Source organism: Vulcanisaeta sp. JCM 16161, assembly GCF_001316285.1.
In genome coordinates this window covers 87638-101569 of record NZ_BBDO01000005.1, presented here as the reverse complement: position 1 = coordinate 101569, position 13932 = coordinate 87638, and the positions used below count along the sequence as shown (strand labels likewise).

Annotated in this window: 17 protein-coding genes and 2 pseudogenes; 7 read left to right on the top strand and 12 right to left on the bottom strand. The window is 47.3% G+C overall.

Annotation, left to right across the window (positions count from 1 at the left end):
- Positions 1–95 precede the first annotated feature (95 nt).
- The 4 genes from JCM16161_RS16790 (at position 96) to JCM16161_RS07435 (ending at position 1604) form a co-directional block, all read left to right on the top strand.
- A complete protein-coding gene (locus JCM16161_RS16790) occupies positions 96–293 on the top strand; it encodes a hypothetical protein (protein ID WP_243670419.1) in 198 nt (65 codons plus the stop codon).
- A complete protein-coding gene (locus JCM16161_RS16785) occupies positions 290–583 on the top strand; it encodes an NTP transferase domain-containing protein (RefSeq protein ID WP_243670409.1) in 294 nt (97 codons plus the stop codon). The genes JCM16161_RS16790 and JCM16161_RS16785 overlap by 4 nt, the downstream gene beginning before the upstream one ends.
- A 29-nt stretch (positions 584–612) precedes the next feature.
- Positions 613–825, top strand: a complete 213-nt coding sequence (locus JCM16161_RS16780) for a hypothetical protein (protein ID WP_243670400.1) — start codon at positions 613–615, stop codon at positions 823–825.
- Positions 826–890: 65 nt separating this feature from the next.
- Positions 891–1604, top strand: coding sequence for a hypothetical protein (locus JCM16161_RS07435; RefSeq protein WP_054855469.1), 714 nt, complete (start codon positions 891–893; stop codon positions 1602–1604).
- On the opposite strand, the gene JCM16161_RS07430 is transcribed toward JCM16161_RS07435, so the two are convergent.
- The 4 genes and pseudogenes from JCM16161_RS07430 to JCM16161_RS07410 form a co-directional block, all read right to left on the bottom strand.
- Complete coding sequence (locus tag JCM16161_RS07430; RefSeq protein ID WP_054855468.1) at positions 1597–2100, bottom strand: PaREP1 family protein; 504 nt, start codon at positions 2098–2100, stop codon at positions 1597–1599. The genes JCM16161_RS07435 and JCM16161_RS07430 overlap by 8 nt on opposite strands.
- A gap of 58 nt (positions 2101–2158) precedes the next feature.
- Positions 2159–3405, bottom strand: a pseudogene (locus JCM16161_RS07425) (glycosyltransferase).
- A gap of 449 nt (positions 3406–3854) precedes the next feature.
- The gene (locus JCM16161_RS07415) at positions 3855–4343 is read right to left on the bottom strand and encodes a glycosyltransferase family 2 protein (RefSeq protein ID WP_054855466.1); all 489 of its coding nucleotides are present in this window, start codon (positions 4341–4343) and stop codon (positions 3855–3857) included.
- Between the two features lie 91 nt (positions 4344–4434).
- Positions 4435–5124 carry a hypothetical protein gene (locus tag JCM16161_RS07410; RefSeq protein ID WP_243670398.1) on the bottom strand — a complete coding sequence of 230 codons (690 nt, stop codon included), beginning with the start codon at positions 5122–5124 and terminating at the stop codon, positions 4435–4437.
- A gap of 214 nt (positions 5125–5338) precedes the next feature.
- On the opposite strand from JCM16161_RS07410, the gene JCM16161_RS07405 reads away from it, so the two are divergent.
- The 3 genes from JCM16161_RS07405 (at position 5339) to JCM16161_RS16775 (ending at position 6723) form a co-directional block, all read left to right on the top strand.
- On the top strand, positions 5339–5683 hold the full coding sequence (locus tag JCM16161_RS07405; RefSeq protein WP_054855465.1) for a hypothetical protein: 345 nt from the start codon (positions 5339–5341) through the stop codon (positions 5681–5683).
- Between the two features lie 91 nt (positions 5684–5774).
- Positions 5775–6512 carry a glycosyltransferase gene (locus tag JCM16161_RS07400; RefSeq protein WP_054855464.1) on the top strand — a complete coding sequence of 246 codons (738 nt, stop codon included), beginning with the start codon at positions 5775–5777 and terminating at the stop codon, positions 6510–6512.
- Positions 6513–6555: 43 nt separating this feature from the next.
- Positions 6556–6723, top strand: coding sequence for a hypothetical protein (locus tag JCM16161_RS16775; RefSeq protein WP_243670396.1), 168 nt, complete (start codon positions 6556–6558; stop codon positions 6721–6723).
- Positions 6724–7076: 353 nt separating this feature from the next.
- On the opposite strand, the pseudogene JCM16161_RS07395 reads toward JCM16161_RS16775, so the two are convergent.
- From JCM16161_RS07395 to JCM16161_RS16750, 8 genes and pseudogenes are all read right to left on the bottom strand, one after another.
- Positions 7077–7614 (bottom strand): annotated as a pseudogene (locus JCM16161_RS07395) (PaREP1 family protein).
- Positions 7615–8315: 701 nt separating this feature from the next.
- Complete coding sequence (locus JCM16161_RS07390; protein WP_243670913.1) at positions 8316–8876, bottom strand: DUF86 domain-containing protein; 561 nt, start codon at positions 8874–8876, stop codon at positions 8316–8318.
- 5 nt (positions 8877–8881) lie between these two features.
- Entirely contained in the window at positions 8882–10051 is a 1170-nt protein-coding gene (locus JCM16161_RS07385; RefSeq protein ID WP_054855462.1) for a DUF3782 domain-containing protein, read from the bottom strand.
- A 125-nt stretch (positions 10052–10176) separates the two neighbouring features.
- Entirely contained in the window at positions 10177–10680 is a 504-nt protein-coding gene (locus JCM16161_RS16770) for a hypothetical protein (protein ID WP_243670394.1), read from the bottom strand.
- Positions 10638–11282: a hypothetical protein gene (locus tag JCM16161_RS16765; RefSeq protein ID WP_243670392.1), complete on the bottom strand. Its 645-nt coding sequence runs from the start codon at positions 11280–11282 to the stop codon at positions 10638–10640. The genes JCM16161_RS16770 and JCM16161_RS16765 overlap by 43 nt, the downstream gene beginning before the upstream one ends.
- Positions 11283–11323: 41 nt before the next feature.
- Positions 11324–12151 carry a hypothetical protein gene (locus JCM16161_RS16760; protein WP_243670384.1) on the bottom strand — a complete coding sequence of 276 codons (828 nt, stop codon included), beginning with the start codon at positions 12149–12151 and terminating at the stop codon, positions 11324–11326.
- Positions 12064–12684, bottom strand: coding sequence for a hypothetical protein (locus tag JCM16161_RS16755; protein WP_243670381.1), 621 nt, complete (start codon positions 12682–12684; stop codon positions 12064–12066). Before JCM16161_RS16755 ends, JCM16161_RS16760 begins: the two co-directional genes overlap by 88 nt.
- Complete coding sequence (locus JCM16161_RS16750; protein WP_243670373.1) at positions 12684–13922, bottom strand: hypothetical protein; 1239 nt, start codon at positions 13920–13922, stop codon at positions 12684–12686. Before JCM16161_RS16750 ends, JCM16161_RS16755 begins: the two co-directional genes overlap by 1 nt.
- Positions 13923–13932 lie beyond the last annotated feature (10 nt).

Sequence of the window (13932 nt, the reverse complement as noted above, 5' to 3'; positions counted from 1 at the left end):
CACGAAATGATTTAACAAACACCGTAGTTAACGTTAGCGATCGACTGATTAAAAATGATATTTCAATAATTAGAAACTATACAATCAACGATATCTTGAATAAGGACCTTAGCAAGATCATAGGTTCACTCTGGTACACATTAATAACCACTGATCCGTGGCCCGAGTTCAGGCTCTACGCAGAGGCTGGACTACACTTCCTGGCTGCCCACGTACTGCTTGACTCGATTAATGAGAATGTTAAGCAACTCGGTAGGCGTATACTAACCTCCTTTGGTGTTGATAAGGCATGAACATAGTGATAATGGCTGGCGGCATGGGGAGTAGGCTGTTAAACCCAAATAAGCCATTAATCAATGTCTGCGGTAAATCGATGATTGAGCGTGTAGCATTAGCGGTTAACGGGTTTGGTAAAGCGTACATAGCAACCACGGCTAGGCATACCGAGGTAATTAACTGGGCGAGGCAACGTGGTTATGAAGTCCTAATAACCAGTGGTACGGATTATTCTAAGGATTTACTTGAGTCCCTGTTAATGGTTGGTGCGCCAACCATGTTCATACCAAGCGATATGCCTTCATAACCAGGGAATTAATTAAGAGGTTCCTGGTTATGGCTGCGTACGTAACATCGCCAATGATAACCCTAATGTACGAGAAAAACGGCAAAATGGGATTCACAGGAATAAGCCTAGTGAAGAGACTGGAGTTTATGCACGAGGTCATACCCTGGGTATCCTTAATAATTCCCTGGACAACGGAACTACTAAATGTAAACACGCAAGAGGACCTAAAACTCGCGTTTAGGTTGTGTAGACATGAATAAATAAGTTATTTAAACCCAATCCACGAAATCTTATAGGGATGTCTTTTCGTGATGAGTTTTTGCGTTTGTTGAGGGAGGATGAGGAGTTTAGGCTAGCCGTGATGGGGCTGCTTGGCATTACCGATATTCAATCGTCAATTAGGCAATTAATTAATGCGGTCAATGAGTTGGTGAAGACAGTACAAAGACTCGCCGAGGACCAGGAGAAGCTTTGGCAAGAAGTTAGGGCATTACGCGAGGACCAAAACAGGTTGTGGCAGGAGAATAAGAGAATAAACGAAAACATCGAGAAATTATGGCAGGAGAATAATAGGCTTTGGGAGGAGGTCAAGAGGCTTGCCGATAATCAAGAGAGGCTATGGCAAGAGAACAGGAGTATTAGGCGTGAGCTTTCTGGCATTTCTAGGACTGTTGGGGCTTTGGTTGAGCGTGATGTTAGGCATTACCTGCCTAATTGGGTTAGGGAGAGGTTTGGCATTAATGTTGATAGGCTTAGGAGAGCTAGGATTGAGGGTGTTGGCGAGTTTGATGGTTATGCGGAGGTCGATAATAAGGTGATTGCTGCCGAGATTAAGGCAACGCTTAGGCTTAGGGATGTCGAGGACTTCGTGGATAAAGTGAGCAAATTAAGGAGTGTTAAGGCTAGTAGAGAGGTCATTGCCGTGATAGCCTATGTGAATGAGACGAGGGATACGGGCAAGGCCATAGAGCTTGCGAGGGCTAACGGTATCAAGGTCGTTAAGCACCATGGTGAGGATGACTTCGAGGAACTCACCTAGCCACTAACTGCCTGGTGTAGTTCACGAACCACTCAATGAGCGGCATGTCAACCTTTACATAATCAATTCCGTACTTACCCTCATGAAAACCCCACATGTGTAGGTCATACGCCCTTGACCAAGCATCAACAATCCTTGACTCACCTAATTTACCACTCAACGTCCTAGCCGCCCTACCGAGCAAATAAGCGAACCACCTGCCACTCCTCACGGCCTCTTGGTACTCGGGTATGTTGAATTTCTCAGCCAATGCCTTAACGCACTCCTCCACGGCCTTATAGGCCTTTTCACTGGCTTGGACGGCATCACCTTTACCAACGTATTCTCTGGCCTCGCTTAAGTACTTATCTGCGAGCTCAAGCCTCGCCCTAGCCAGCTCACCAGGGTCTAACTGCATAGCATTCATTAGTGCATACATCACGAGGTCCTCAATATCCAAACCCCTTTCCCTAACCTTCTCATAAATAACCCTCGGCAACTCAAGTGAAACAACCATCACTCATACTGCGTACTACTGACTTAAAAACCTTCGAAAAACTATAGGATCTTCCTAACTAACTCGGCGAGCTCTCGACGAATTTGTCGAAGGTTATGTCCCTAACCCTACCCAGGCTCTTCATGGAGTAATTACTCCATGCCTTGGCGTCTGTCATGAGCTTAGCTAGGGCTTCAATAGCTTCGTCAGTGTTTTCATAGCCTAGCCCAACCTCACCATTCATTGCCAGGTCACTCCAGCACCGCCGCTCTTATGCACGACTACGGGCAAGCCTCTAGCCATGGCCTCAGCAACCGCAATACCCCAATGCTCATTGATTGTGGCGTGTAGAAAAGCCCTGGCCTCATCCATGACCTCATTAATCTCAGCCCTGGGCGCATTAAGCCTCAGGTAAACCTGGTGCTCACTATCTAATTCACTAAGCACAGAGCCCTCGCTAACAACCTTAACATTAAGACCACTTCTCCTAGCTAAATCAACAACCCTATTAACGTAGCTTAACTGAGTCCTAGTAGTTGCACCACCAAAAATAATCAACTTTACACCGGGCACCTCCTTAATGAGACTAGGCATTAACTCAGACACAACCCAGTGATAACGCTTCTCCTCACTAAACCTACCAAGCATGACCACCAAGTTACCTCTCTCCCCAAACCCCCTAACGGAACCCAAAACACTCATGTTCGGCGGTATCGGCGGGTTAAGCACAACCGGCTCCTCACCATAGACCATCCTAGCCACGCCAGCGGTCCACTTAGAATTAGTTAGGACAAGGTCGGCATCACGGAATGGATTCTCCCTTAGGTACCTAGGCAGCAACCTGGTGAATACGCCCCAGTAAACATTCATCGGGAACCTACCATATCTCTCCATTATGTACGGATCCTCACCATAGGCAAGCCCACTACCCCTAAACCTAGGGTCAACAACAACCTCAAGCGGGAAGTGAATATACTCAATGATTTTTAATCCACGAGACCTATACTTAACCAATGGTTTATAGGTCTCATCATCAATAAATAAAACCTTAACGCTAAACCTATCAAGAACCTCCTTGGCTGGTCTCCACATGTAAAGCCTAGTCCATAAACCAAAGGCCTTAATGTTAACGGGCATTAAAGTACGAACCTCATACCTGGAAATGTCAATACCATACCAATCAACGTACTTAGCAGGGTCAAACTTAAATGTACCAGTGAGTATGGGCTTAAGTCCCGCCTTATCCAGGGCAATAGCCGCAGAGGCGCAGACGAGCTGTCCGCCACCCGGCGCTCCCCAATAACGATGCGCCACTATAGATTGCACAGCAGCAGTAATTCCTTGAAGTATTAAAAGTATTTCAACATGCCATATATGGCGTATTATATACCGTGATATCATGAACAACGTTATTTCGCCTAGTCATAAAAACAATGAATTATAAATTAAAGCATAAATTGTTGCCAATAAGCGAGGTAATGGCTTCCTCCTCATAAGTGATGCATTCGCCGCCAGATAAGCCAATAATGATACGTCTGCACCAAGTCTCTTAAGCCTAAAATACATACTTGCCCTATCAAAGTGAAGCCAAAATTCGCTCCAAAAGCCTGGTTTTCTCGTTAATGATTCCCTATGACTCTCTATATGCCAAACAATAGGTGCAAACTCATTACTTACTACGTGATATGACGAATAACCTCTTTTAACCACGTAATATGCCATATAAGATTCAAAGTGAAAACCTCTCCTGCTATCGAAATATGCCTTACTTAAATTCAACCTTTTAAAGCCTCAGATTTAAAGCCCATATTCATTCCATTAAGTAATACCGACTTCATAACGGGACTTATGCATGGCCTTGAGCCAGGAAAGCCGCTAATTGATAGCCAACGGCAATAATCATAAAGCTCCTTAAGCGGTTTCCTGTAAAATACGTTTTTCGTTGATTCATTACCAAATAATGATTCATTTGTTAATTTAATCTCTCCATTAATTAAATAAGCTTTATACGATAAACCACCAATTGCGCCCGCATCTGCCAATTTACTGAATAATTCTATGTATCTCCTTACCCAATCCTCATGGGGTACCGCATCATCATCAATGAATAACAGCAAATCGCCATCAGCCTCCCTAATACCCATGTCATAAGCATCTATCGCATGCCCTCTCTCCTGGATTATGACCCTTATGTTCAATTTATCTTCATAACGCCTAATCACGTCCTCACTGCCATCGCCTGACGGCTTTAATATAAAAATCACTTCACTGGCTTAATAGATTGATTAATCAAGCCATTTAATAAGTATGGTAATGACCAAGCCCTTTTATATGTAGGTACTATAACGGAAACCCTCACTCAAAGTCACCGGCACTCATAATATTATCTATGTTTCTTATTGTTGATAAAAGATACTTAATTCTATACCTAATGAATTCCCGCCTATGGAATTCTCTATATAACTCCTTGGCGAATTGATGATGAGCAGCGGCAACCAGTAATTCAGTAGCTTTACCCAGCGTTGAGCCGTGGTGGTAATGATGACTTGCTATTGTCCATGGTACCTCTATAACACCCATTAAATGCGCCACAATACCGAGAAGTGTTTCATCACTTATGAAGTTTCTTAACCATGGATCAACCCTATTTAATGCCCTTTCAACCTTAGTTATCAATTCAGTGTCGGGTAACTTCATGAAGGTAACTACCTGCTTAGGGCCTATGAAGAATACTGAGCCGCCCCTAAACATACCACTGATTGAGTTATCATAAACCTTATATGCATAAACAGGCCTTACTCCATCAGGTAATTCAATATCGTTTATTTTTCGACTCCTAATTAAGAAATGCCTTGGATTTCTCCTCCACGCCTCCTCATCAAGTATCGTGTATATAGGTCCCTGCGTACTTAATACCTTATGGACATCCGTCAATGACGGCTCAACTACATTATCACTATCAACAACCATAACCTCGCCACTTAGGTTATGGAAATCCCTAAGCATCGTCAACCATGTATTATTTCTATTTCGCCAGTTACCCACCCTGCCTCGATGCCGCTGGGTATAACCCTGCTTATTATTTCTCTTTGTCTCTCATGGTAAACATTGTCTATGTAGCGATGGCGTCTCTAGGCTTTAGTATCTCAACGTTTCTCATGAAGTATTCATTAATCTCATGAATCCTATAGAAGGGTAAATACGTAACTAGGGTAACCATTCAATAACCCTTTAAAGGAAGGGCATATTTAAATTATTTGTGAAGGCATTAGTTTACTGGGCATTAAGTGGCATAGGCGGTGTTCAGAGGTTCGATGCGCTATTAACAAGAGCCTTACTTGATCTTGGTATTGAGACCTCAATATTGGTCCCATCATCATTTAATCCAGGGGATGTTGAGAATTACCACGGTGTTAAGATAAAAGGTGCGCATATTATTAAATATGGAATCATCGATTGCGGAGGTGCATACTGCGACTTAGTTAATAATGTTCAGGGCAATATCGTCCTGGCTAATATAATAAGTAATGGTAATTATGACTTAGTATTTATTGACACTTTATTTCTTTACCCAGCTAGTAAAGTATTAATTAAAAAAATGTAATTATGTTTACTACATACATGGTGCTATAACAACAATTAAGCCAAGGCCTGTATTAACACTTAAGCCCCATAGGCTGTTCCTACACGCATTATTGAGCGCCTTATCTGATTATAGGATACTTCGTGCTGAGGATAGGGTCTATGCTAATAGCCTATTCACGGCAATGCTCTCTAGGGATGCCCTCGGTTATACACCTAAGGTTTTATACCCACCTGTTGATGTCGATAGGGTCGTTAAGTACGTGAGTGATAAAGAGCCTATTGTTAGTATGCTCGCCAGGTTTGGCGCTGCTAAAGGTTGGGACTTCACAATAACAGTATTTGGTGAGGCAGTTCGTAAATGCGGTATTAAAGACGCCAAGCTTTACTTAATGGGCTCGGTTAATAATGCCATTGAGCTTGGGTACATAAAGCATCTGCTTGAACTATCGAGGGATTTAGGCATAGCTGATAAGGTTCGTGTGCTCGTTAACCCAGGCATTAGCGATGTGTATAAGGTGCTTAATAGATCCATGGCCTTCATATACGTTAGGCCTAATGAACCCTTCGGCATAGTAGTCGTCGAAGCCATGGCAGCGGGTGCCGTGCCGATTATTCATAAGTCTGGTGGTCCATGGTTCGATATAATAAGCATGGGTAAGTATGGCTATGGGTATGTAAATAGAGGTGAAGCAGTAGATGCCCTGTGTAGGATTTTAACGAGTGACAGGGAATTTATTAAAATGAGCAGATTAGCAATGGAGAGAGCGAGAGAATTCTCTTACGAAAGGTTTAGGGATAATATTAAATATGTCATTAAAAAAACTACGGTGATGATAAACATTCGGTGAAGTTAATAATTAATTAAAAAATAAGTCTGTAAAATGGTCATTTATGGTTGTTGATGGTGAGTTGGTTTTTGCGGGTGAGGAGGAGGGGTGGACTAGGCATAAGCACTCACCAGTCGAACCACCAATCAATGCCCTAAAACAAGCCCTCAAATTCCTAAAGAGCAAGTACGGGATAAAGCCGAAGGAAGTAGACGCATATGTAGTACGCTAATCCACGTCCAATGATTTTTCACTCACCACATTTAGAAATTTCTAAACATGCAACATCAACAACTTATCCATGTAATCATGTGCCGTGTCGCTAATCGACCGCGCCCGCTGAGTAGTAAGGCGGTGCATTACTTAATTGTGTGAATGCGTATTCCGCATTGCTTATTGCTATGTTGCACGGCATGGAAGTAATGCGTATCATTCAGGGTGTGATGAATTTTTAATTATTGCATCTAGAAATTTCTGAACGTGACTGAGGAGTAGAGAGTTGGCCTGGTCCTTGGTTATGAGCGGAGTTGTTTGTTTGAGCGGTTTTGCGGAGTTGCCCACCTCATTAATGTTAGTCTCCGGGACCTATTTAATGGCCTTCCTTAATTCGTTTAGTGTGTTTTCGAGCTCGTCACTCCACTTTGTCCTTGGTTTAAGTTCCTCAACCCTATTCACTAGCTCCTTTATGAGGAGTTTTATGTCTATTGCCGCCTCCTGCCTGTCCCTGTATTTCGATAGTGCTAGGTCTGGGTCCGGCCCATTGTATTGGTAGTCATGTAGTTCCAGGGCTATGGCCGTTGCGAATGATAGCCCGTAGTAGCCTATTTCCTCAAGCATTTGGGAGAGCATCTTCATCCTACTTGTTGGTATCCTCGGTACAGCTCTTTCCATTAGCCACCTACGCTCCTCCTCAGTCCTTGCAACCTGGATTAGCTTATCAAGCTCGAGCCTCAGTAAGGCAGCCAACAAGGCCCTCCATGCCTGGAAGGCCTTACCAGCAGCATCCCTAACAAGTACCCAGGAACTCAAGGGCCAATCTAGCCTCGATCAAGGCCTCCAGTAGCCTGGCGATTACATAGTCCTCGGTGGTTGGTTTAGGCAGCGGTTTCTCGAGCGCTTCCACATCTTAAAACCCAATCAGCTCCTTAAATACTTAGTCTGGTCAGCTCATTAAGTAGGTCCCAGCGGTAGTTAAAACCAGGATTAACACGCCAAGCGAAAGACGCTGAGACGGGAAGCAGGGACTAAGTACAATGGACAAAGGCCCAACAGGCCACGACGCAGTCATGGTTAATTACGCATTGCCCATCACGTTTGGAAATTTCTAAACGCAACAAGGGAAGAAAAACCCAACCTAATCCTCGCCAGGGCGGCCCAATGGCCTATCTGCGAAACTGCGATTATCAGGTGCCCCTCGCTAGTGCAGGGTCCTTGTCCCTTCATTATTTTTGGGTTTAATGTCTTGATGGTCGGTATTAACCATTAATTGCTCAGTGGCTTCCTCGGGTATTTCTGAACTCGGTTGGTGATTAATTATGTCCTCGGCGTGGCTTATTGATTATTTGCTCACGTTCTAGTCCTCACTACCCAGCGGCTTGGTGCCCTGACTAGGTGCCTACGCGCCTTTCTAGGTGGTTTACATACTCGTTAATGTCCAGGAGCTCCAGATACCTCCTCCATAGGTAGTTCATGGCCTCATCCTCATCGCCGTAGATCACCACACCATCAATAATCACCGAGTAGAGGATCGAGCGCCCGCACTCTCTAGGTGCACCACGTCGACCAGGTCCTCGGTTACTCCCAGCGCCTCGGCTATATCCACTATTAACCCGCCGAGCTCCAGGCGCTCCTGAGGCTTGCGGAAACCGCGATGTCGTAGTCCCTACCCACCCCGGCCCTGGCCCTCGAGCCGAATAGGAATGCGAACCTGACGCCATACCTCTCAAACACCGGCCTTAGCCTAACCCTCAACTCCTCAATGCTCAATTGCCCCGGATCACCAACACTGCTTATGAAGTTGCTGAGTTTCTCGAGTATTAATGGTAGCTTCTCCTCCATCTCCCTAAACGCCTCCTCCTCAAGGCCCCTATCAATCTCTGCGTACCCATGAACCAGCACATTCCTAAAGCCGGCGAGACCTCTCAGGAACCTCCTCAAGTCCTCGCCCAGGCCTAGCTTGTTGGATAGATACTCGGCAACACCACCATAGGTCTCAGGCTTTTTGTCCCTGAGTTCAATTGCGAGCATTGCGCCCAGGTCCAGCAGGGCCTGTATTGTTAGTTGGGCAAGTCTCTCGATCGCGTAAATACTCCCACCGCTCCTACGCATATCCCTGAATTCACTAAAGTACTTACTTAGCAGGTCAAGGATTCTCCTCAGCCTCATGAAGATCACGATTGCCCCTTCGTTAATTCCTCAGGCTCTATGATCCTTATCCCCAGGGAGTTGGCTAGCTTAATCACGGCATCCTCATTCCTCTCCCCAATGAAGTAGGTCACTAAGTACCTGGCGTCTACTTTCCTGCCGGTGACCCTCTCGTAAAGCTCCATAATGCGCTTGAATGCCATCACATCGCCCCTGCTCACCGAGGACTTTATCTCCACTGCGAAGGTCTTGTTATCCTTAACCACTATGTCTAGGTCGACAACGCTTGGGTAACCAAACACGTAACCCTCAGCGTCATTATAACTCCACTTCTCAACCCTATAACCAGCCCCACTGAGTAACTCCTCAATGGCCTTCCTAAAGGCGTCCTCACTGAGTATACCCCACCTGGCGCCAATTGCTGATAACTTCCTATCAAGCCTATCATACCTCTCCCAAAGTCTCTCCTGACCCTCACGCAGTTTAGTCTCCTCCTCCCTTAACGCCTTCACCTCCTGCCATAACTTATTATTCTCCTCGAGGAGCTTATTCTGGACCTCCCTAAGGGCCTTGACCTCCTCCCAAAGCCTATCCTGGTTATCGGCTAGTCTCTTGACTTCCTGCCAAAGCGCCACCTGGTTCTCGCCCAACCTTTTGATCTCGGTGAGTAGGTTGTTTTGGCCCTCCTGAAGCGCCTTGACCTGCTCCTGGAGACTCCTTACCTCCTGCCAAAGCCTACCCTGTGAGTCAAGGGACTGCCTGAGTAGGTCGAGTATTTTGCCCTCACCATCAATTAACTGCTTAACCGCCTCCCAGGTAACCCTCTGTACGTCAGCCAACTGCTTAATGGCGTTACCCAGCCCCTCCTGTCCCTTGGCCAGCTTATCGACCATGTCGATGGTCCTGCTCAGGGTCTCCGCGAGGTCCATAATCATCTCGTTGATCTTAGCCAACATGTCAGTCACCTTACCGAGCATCTCCGTAATCCTGGCCTCACCCTCGGCAATACCCTGCATTGCATTGACAGACCTGGTCTGGGCCTCGGCGAGTTTGTTAATGGCGTTTATTAACTGTCTCAGGGAGTACTGAATGTCGGTAATGCCAAGCAGCCCCATCACGGCTAGCCTAAGCTCCTCATCCTCCCTAAGAAGCCTGAGCAGCTCATCCCTATTGATTTTATCCGCTTGCCTACTCACTGATGCTAAATCCCTGGAGTTAAATATAAGGTTGTTGGTCCTGAAGATGGGGAGGAAGTGGGAAAAAGAAAGGAGGAAAATTTGAGGGAAGGGTGATTTTGAGGCAATTTATGTATTTAAGGCCCTCACTTCGGCGGACCCAGCAGGCCGGCTAATCTCCTCCTCCTCCAGTTGCTGTACTCAATCAGCAGTATCACTATTAGTATTATTATGATTATTATCACAACGGCCAGCAGTATGAATGTACTCACCGGCACGAAGCCCACGCCAGGTATGTAGTAGCCGCTCACCGGTATCGTTAGCGTCTTCGTTATTGTCTGCCCAGCCTGGCTACTCGTCAGCGTCACCGTGGTGCTCGCGCTCTTTCCATAGCTATAACCAGTTATTGTACACGTTATTGAGCCACTGCTCGGTATTGGGACAACCACCGTCTGCTGACCAACACCGCTGGCGATTGGGACGCCGCTGCATGTCACGTTGACCGTCGCCTGCGTCGTCAACGGAGCACCACTGGCACTCACCGGGGTCACTGTCAACTCAACTGCAGGCACAGACACCTGTATTGGCGTCGTCGCATTACTACTGGTTACGTAGTAGGTGTAGGTGTAGCCAGTGGTATGCCCTTCCATGACTGCACCGTTATCGTTACCTGAGCCGCGAATGGCGCCACTGGCGTTACGAAGGTCGTCGTCGTTATCTGGCCCTGGGCATTAGTCGTTCCAGAGCCAGTCACTGCCGTGACAGGCTTGCACACGCTTGGTGATGGCATTAGTGGCGTCACACTGTACGTGTAACCGACAATTGTTGATGCAGGTGATATGGCGGTTATAGTCACTGGGCACTCGGGTTCAGACACGCTGTAGCTCAGGGTAACGCCAGGCGCTGGGCCGAAGCTTGATAACACGACTACTATGTTTGCGGTGGTCAGTATGTTGCTTAGTGTGAAGGACTCAATGGCCTCAGTGGCAGTTACAGTCCTCTGTATGCTGAAGGTGTTCTCGAATACAGGCACTAGGTACAGCGTTGAGTGGCTGCTTATTGCCTGCTGTATCTCCTGCCACGTGAGTGGCGTGCCGTTGGCCGCGTAGTAGGCGACTAGGTAGTAGTTGGTTGGCGGTAGCTGGCTCGTGGCTGGTGGGTATATCCTGTAGTCGACTGGTGTTATTGAGCCGTCGGTGCCGGTTACGTTGAAGCCTAGGAATTCATTGCCCATTGTTGGCTGGTCAAACACAACGACTAGGGCGCCCGGTATTCCAGTGCCTGTGGCGCTCTTTAGGTATATGGTGGCTGGGACACGTGGGTCTCAACTGAGGTTGCCGTGAAGGCGTTGCCCAGTGTACTCACGTCGGTGGCTATGTTTGTGTCGTATATGTCAATGTATGGGTAGGCACCGCTGGTTATTGTGTATAGTAGGCAGCTGTCGTACCAGTACACCACGGTCCTATTAGCACCGGCTGGTAGTGGCTGCAGTAGCTGTCCATTAACGCCGCTGAAGTCAATGGCTATCGGCGCAGTGCCTGCACAGAGCACTGGCGTTGTGCCTACTCCGTACTCAACAACCATCTGGTTGGGTAGTGGCCTACCATCCCAGTCCTCAATGGCTGCCAGCGGCACTGTTGGGTATGTGAAGTACAGCTTAGCCTCAGTGTCATTGCTTGCACTTGCCAGCGGTCCTGTGTAGCCGGCTATGTTCCAGTACACATGCCTGCCACTGGTAAGTGATACGTATGTTGGATATGGCAGGTCATCATGCACGAACGAGTCAGCACCAACTATTGAGCTTGTGGCGTTGTAGTATGACTCATAGTATACACCACTTACGGCACTCTCTCCGAACTGCGGTATTGCGACTGACGTATTGAGCTGCGTTAACTCACTGCCTGCGTATAGCGTGGTGAAGTTGATAGCTACGGACTTAAGCGGCGCCTCCAGCTGGCTTATACTGTAGGTGTATGGTCCAATGGTTACCTGGCCGTTCGGGTACACCGTGAATGGCAGTGCCGTTCCGTTGGCTAAGTAGAAGGTGGCGTTTGGCGGCTCATAGTAGAAGGTTGCTGATAGGTCTGGTATGTATGGCGTGTAGTTGCTAGGTCGCACCACGTTGATGTGAATTCATAGCTGCTGCCGTAGATGTACTGCACTGGTATCTGCACCATTGTGCTTGGCGGTACAGCGGTTGGTGATATGCTGACCTGCCCAGCACCGCTTGGTATTGAGTATGTTATTCCAGTGACTATTATTGGGAATGTGGCGCCGTTGTATATGTCAACGCTCTCCAGCGCGACTGTCCTTAGGTTGTAGACACCACTGACAGCCTGTATTGCGCTCATAGTCACGTTCCATAGGTCTTCTGGGAATAGTGTGTCAAACATTAACATTGGTGCTGATGTACCACCTGTGCCTGCGCCAATGGCTGTCATGTATAGTGTACCATTGCTTGTAACCACTCCATACGGTATCTCGCCGGTGTATACTGTCGTTGCTCCACCGCTTGGTGTTATGTAGTTCAGGAGTACATAGCTGCTGATTGCATACTCAGGTAGTGGAGATACTGTACCAGCTACATACTGGCTTGGTGTTATTACTGGCGTTATGCTACCGTAACCAACATTCGTCGTGCTCGTTGTACCCATTATCCAGAATCTCGCAATCCTCGTACCATAGGCGCCAGTTGTTGGTGCCCACCACGCATGTCGAACACGGCCTCACCACTACTCGGTATTGGTATCACCACTGTCAGTGGGCTTCCGAAGTACGGATACCACGTGGCATTCACTGTTGGGTACGTGAATGTTACTGTCTGTGTTGTTCCCGCCATTGAACCCGTCGCAACCGTGTACAGGCTCTCTGTGTAGTGGTGCACCACACCGCCAAAGCCACTGCTTATTGGTGGGTACTCAATGTGCGTGTGATCTCCGTAGTAGGCCGGTGGTAGTATGTAGTAGGTGCCGCTGCCGTATACGTAGAGTACGACTGCAACCTCAGTCGGTGACTGGACAACGCTTGTTATCTTGCCGTAGTTCAGGTAGACGTATAATGGCACTGTCCTTGTCATTGCCTGCTGGAATGTTGATGTTACGTTAACGCTGTACACGTAGTACCAACCAGTGGTGTTGGCTGCGTATATGCCTATTGTTGCGTTGGTGACTGAGGTCATTCCAGTGGCGTTGACGTAGGCCTCCCACAGCCTGTAGCTGGCTAGGTTGGGCACTGCGTAGTACGTGAAGTTGACCTTGCTGCTCGCCATCTGTGAAACCTCAACTGCATACGTCGTTGGGTATAGACCAGCCAGTGGGCTGGCTGTTAGTGTGGTTGGTGAGCCATCAATCACTGCCGGTATTGGTACTACACCAGGCTCCATCAGCGACTCATTGACTAATAGCCTATACTCACTATAGGCCACGCTTGGTGCGTATAGGAATGTGTCGTTGGGGTATGCCGTTGCGGTTATTGTCGTGCCGACATGGGCGTATATCGGTATGCCCATGGTTAGGTTAAAGGCCACTGCAATTGGTGTTGTGCTAAATACGTTCGGGGATATACTGGTCATGTATAGCGGTGTTAGGCTTGTTGTTGGGCTACTGGAGTTAACTACAAAGCCCATTAGGTCTGGTAGTACGTAACCAGCCATTGAGTAGACATTAGTTAATGGCTCCTCGCTGGCCACAGCCTCCGGGTTATAGTTAACGGTTGATGTCTGATATGTCTCAGTAATTGCGTACGTGCCCTTCGTCAGCAACTCAAGCTCTGATGGCGTTAATAGTCCTGAGCCAGTCACGTTGAATGGGTATAATATGTTGCTTATGTAGTTCTGGGCCACTGGCGTGCTTAGTGCTGAGTATGGCGGCATCACGTACTCTCTATAGAGCACGTCCGTGAAT

Coding starts and splice junctions, on each gene's coding strand:
- JCM16161_RS16785 (WP_243670409.1), top strand. CDS start 290: ATGAACATAGTGATAATGGCTGGCGGCATGGGGAGTAGGCTGTTAAAC.
- JCM16161_RS16780 (WP_243670400.1), top strand. CDS start 613: ATGGCTGCGTACGTAACATCGCCAATGATAACCCTAATGTACGAGAAA.
- JCM16161_RS07430 (WP_054855468.1), bottom strand. CDS start 2,100: ATGGTTGTTTCACTTGAGTTGCCGAGGGTTATTTATGAGAAGGTTAGG.
- JCM16161_RS16775 (WP_243670396.1), top strand. CDS start 6,556: ATGGTTGTTGATGGTGAGTTGGTTTTTGCGGGTGAGGAGGAGGGGTGG.
- JCM16161_RS07390 (WP_243670913.1), bottom strand. CDS start 8,876: ATGAGGCTGAGGAGAATCCTTGACCTGCTAAGTAAGTACTTTAGTGAA.
- JCM16161_RS16770 (WP_243670394.1), bottom strand. CDS start 10,680: ATGGAAGGGCATACCACTGGCTACACCTACACCTACTACGTAACCAGT.
- JCM16161_RS16755 (WP_243670381.1), bottom strand. CDS start 12,684: ATGGGTACAACGAGCACGACGAATGTTGGTTACGGTAGCATAACGCCA.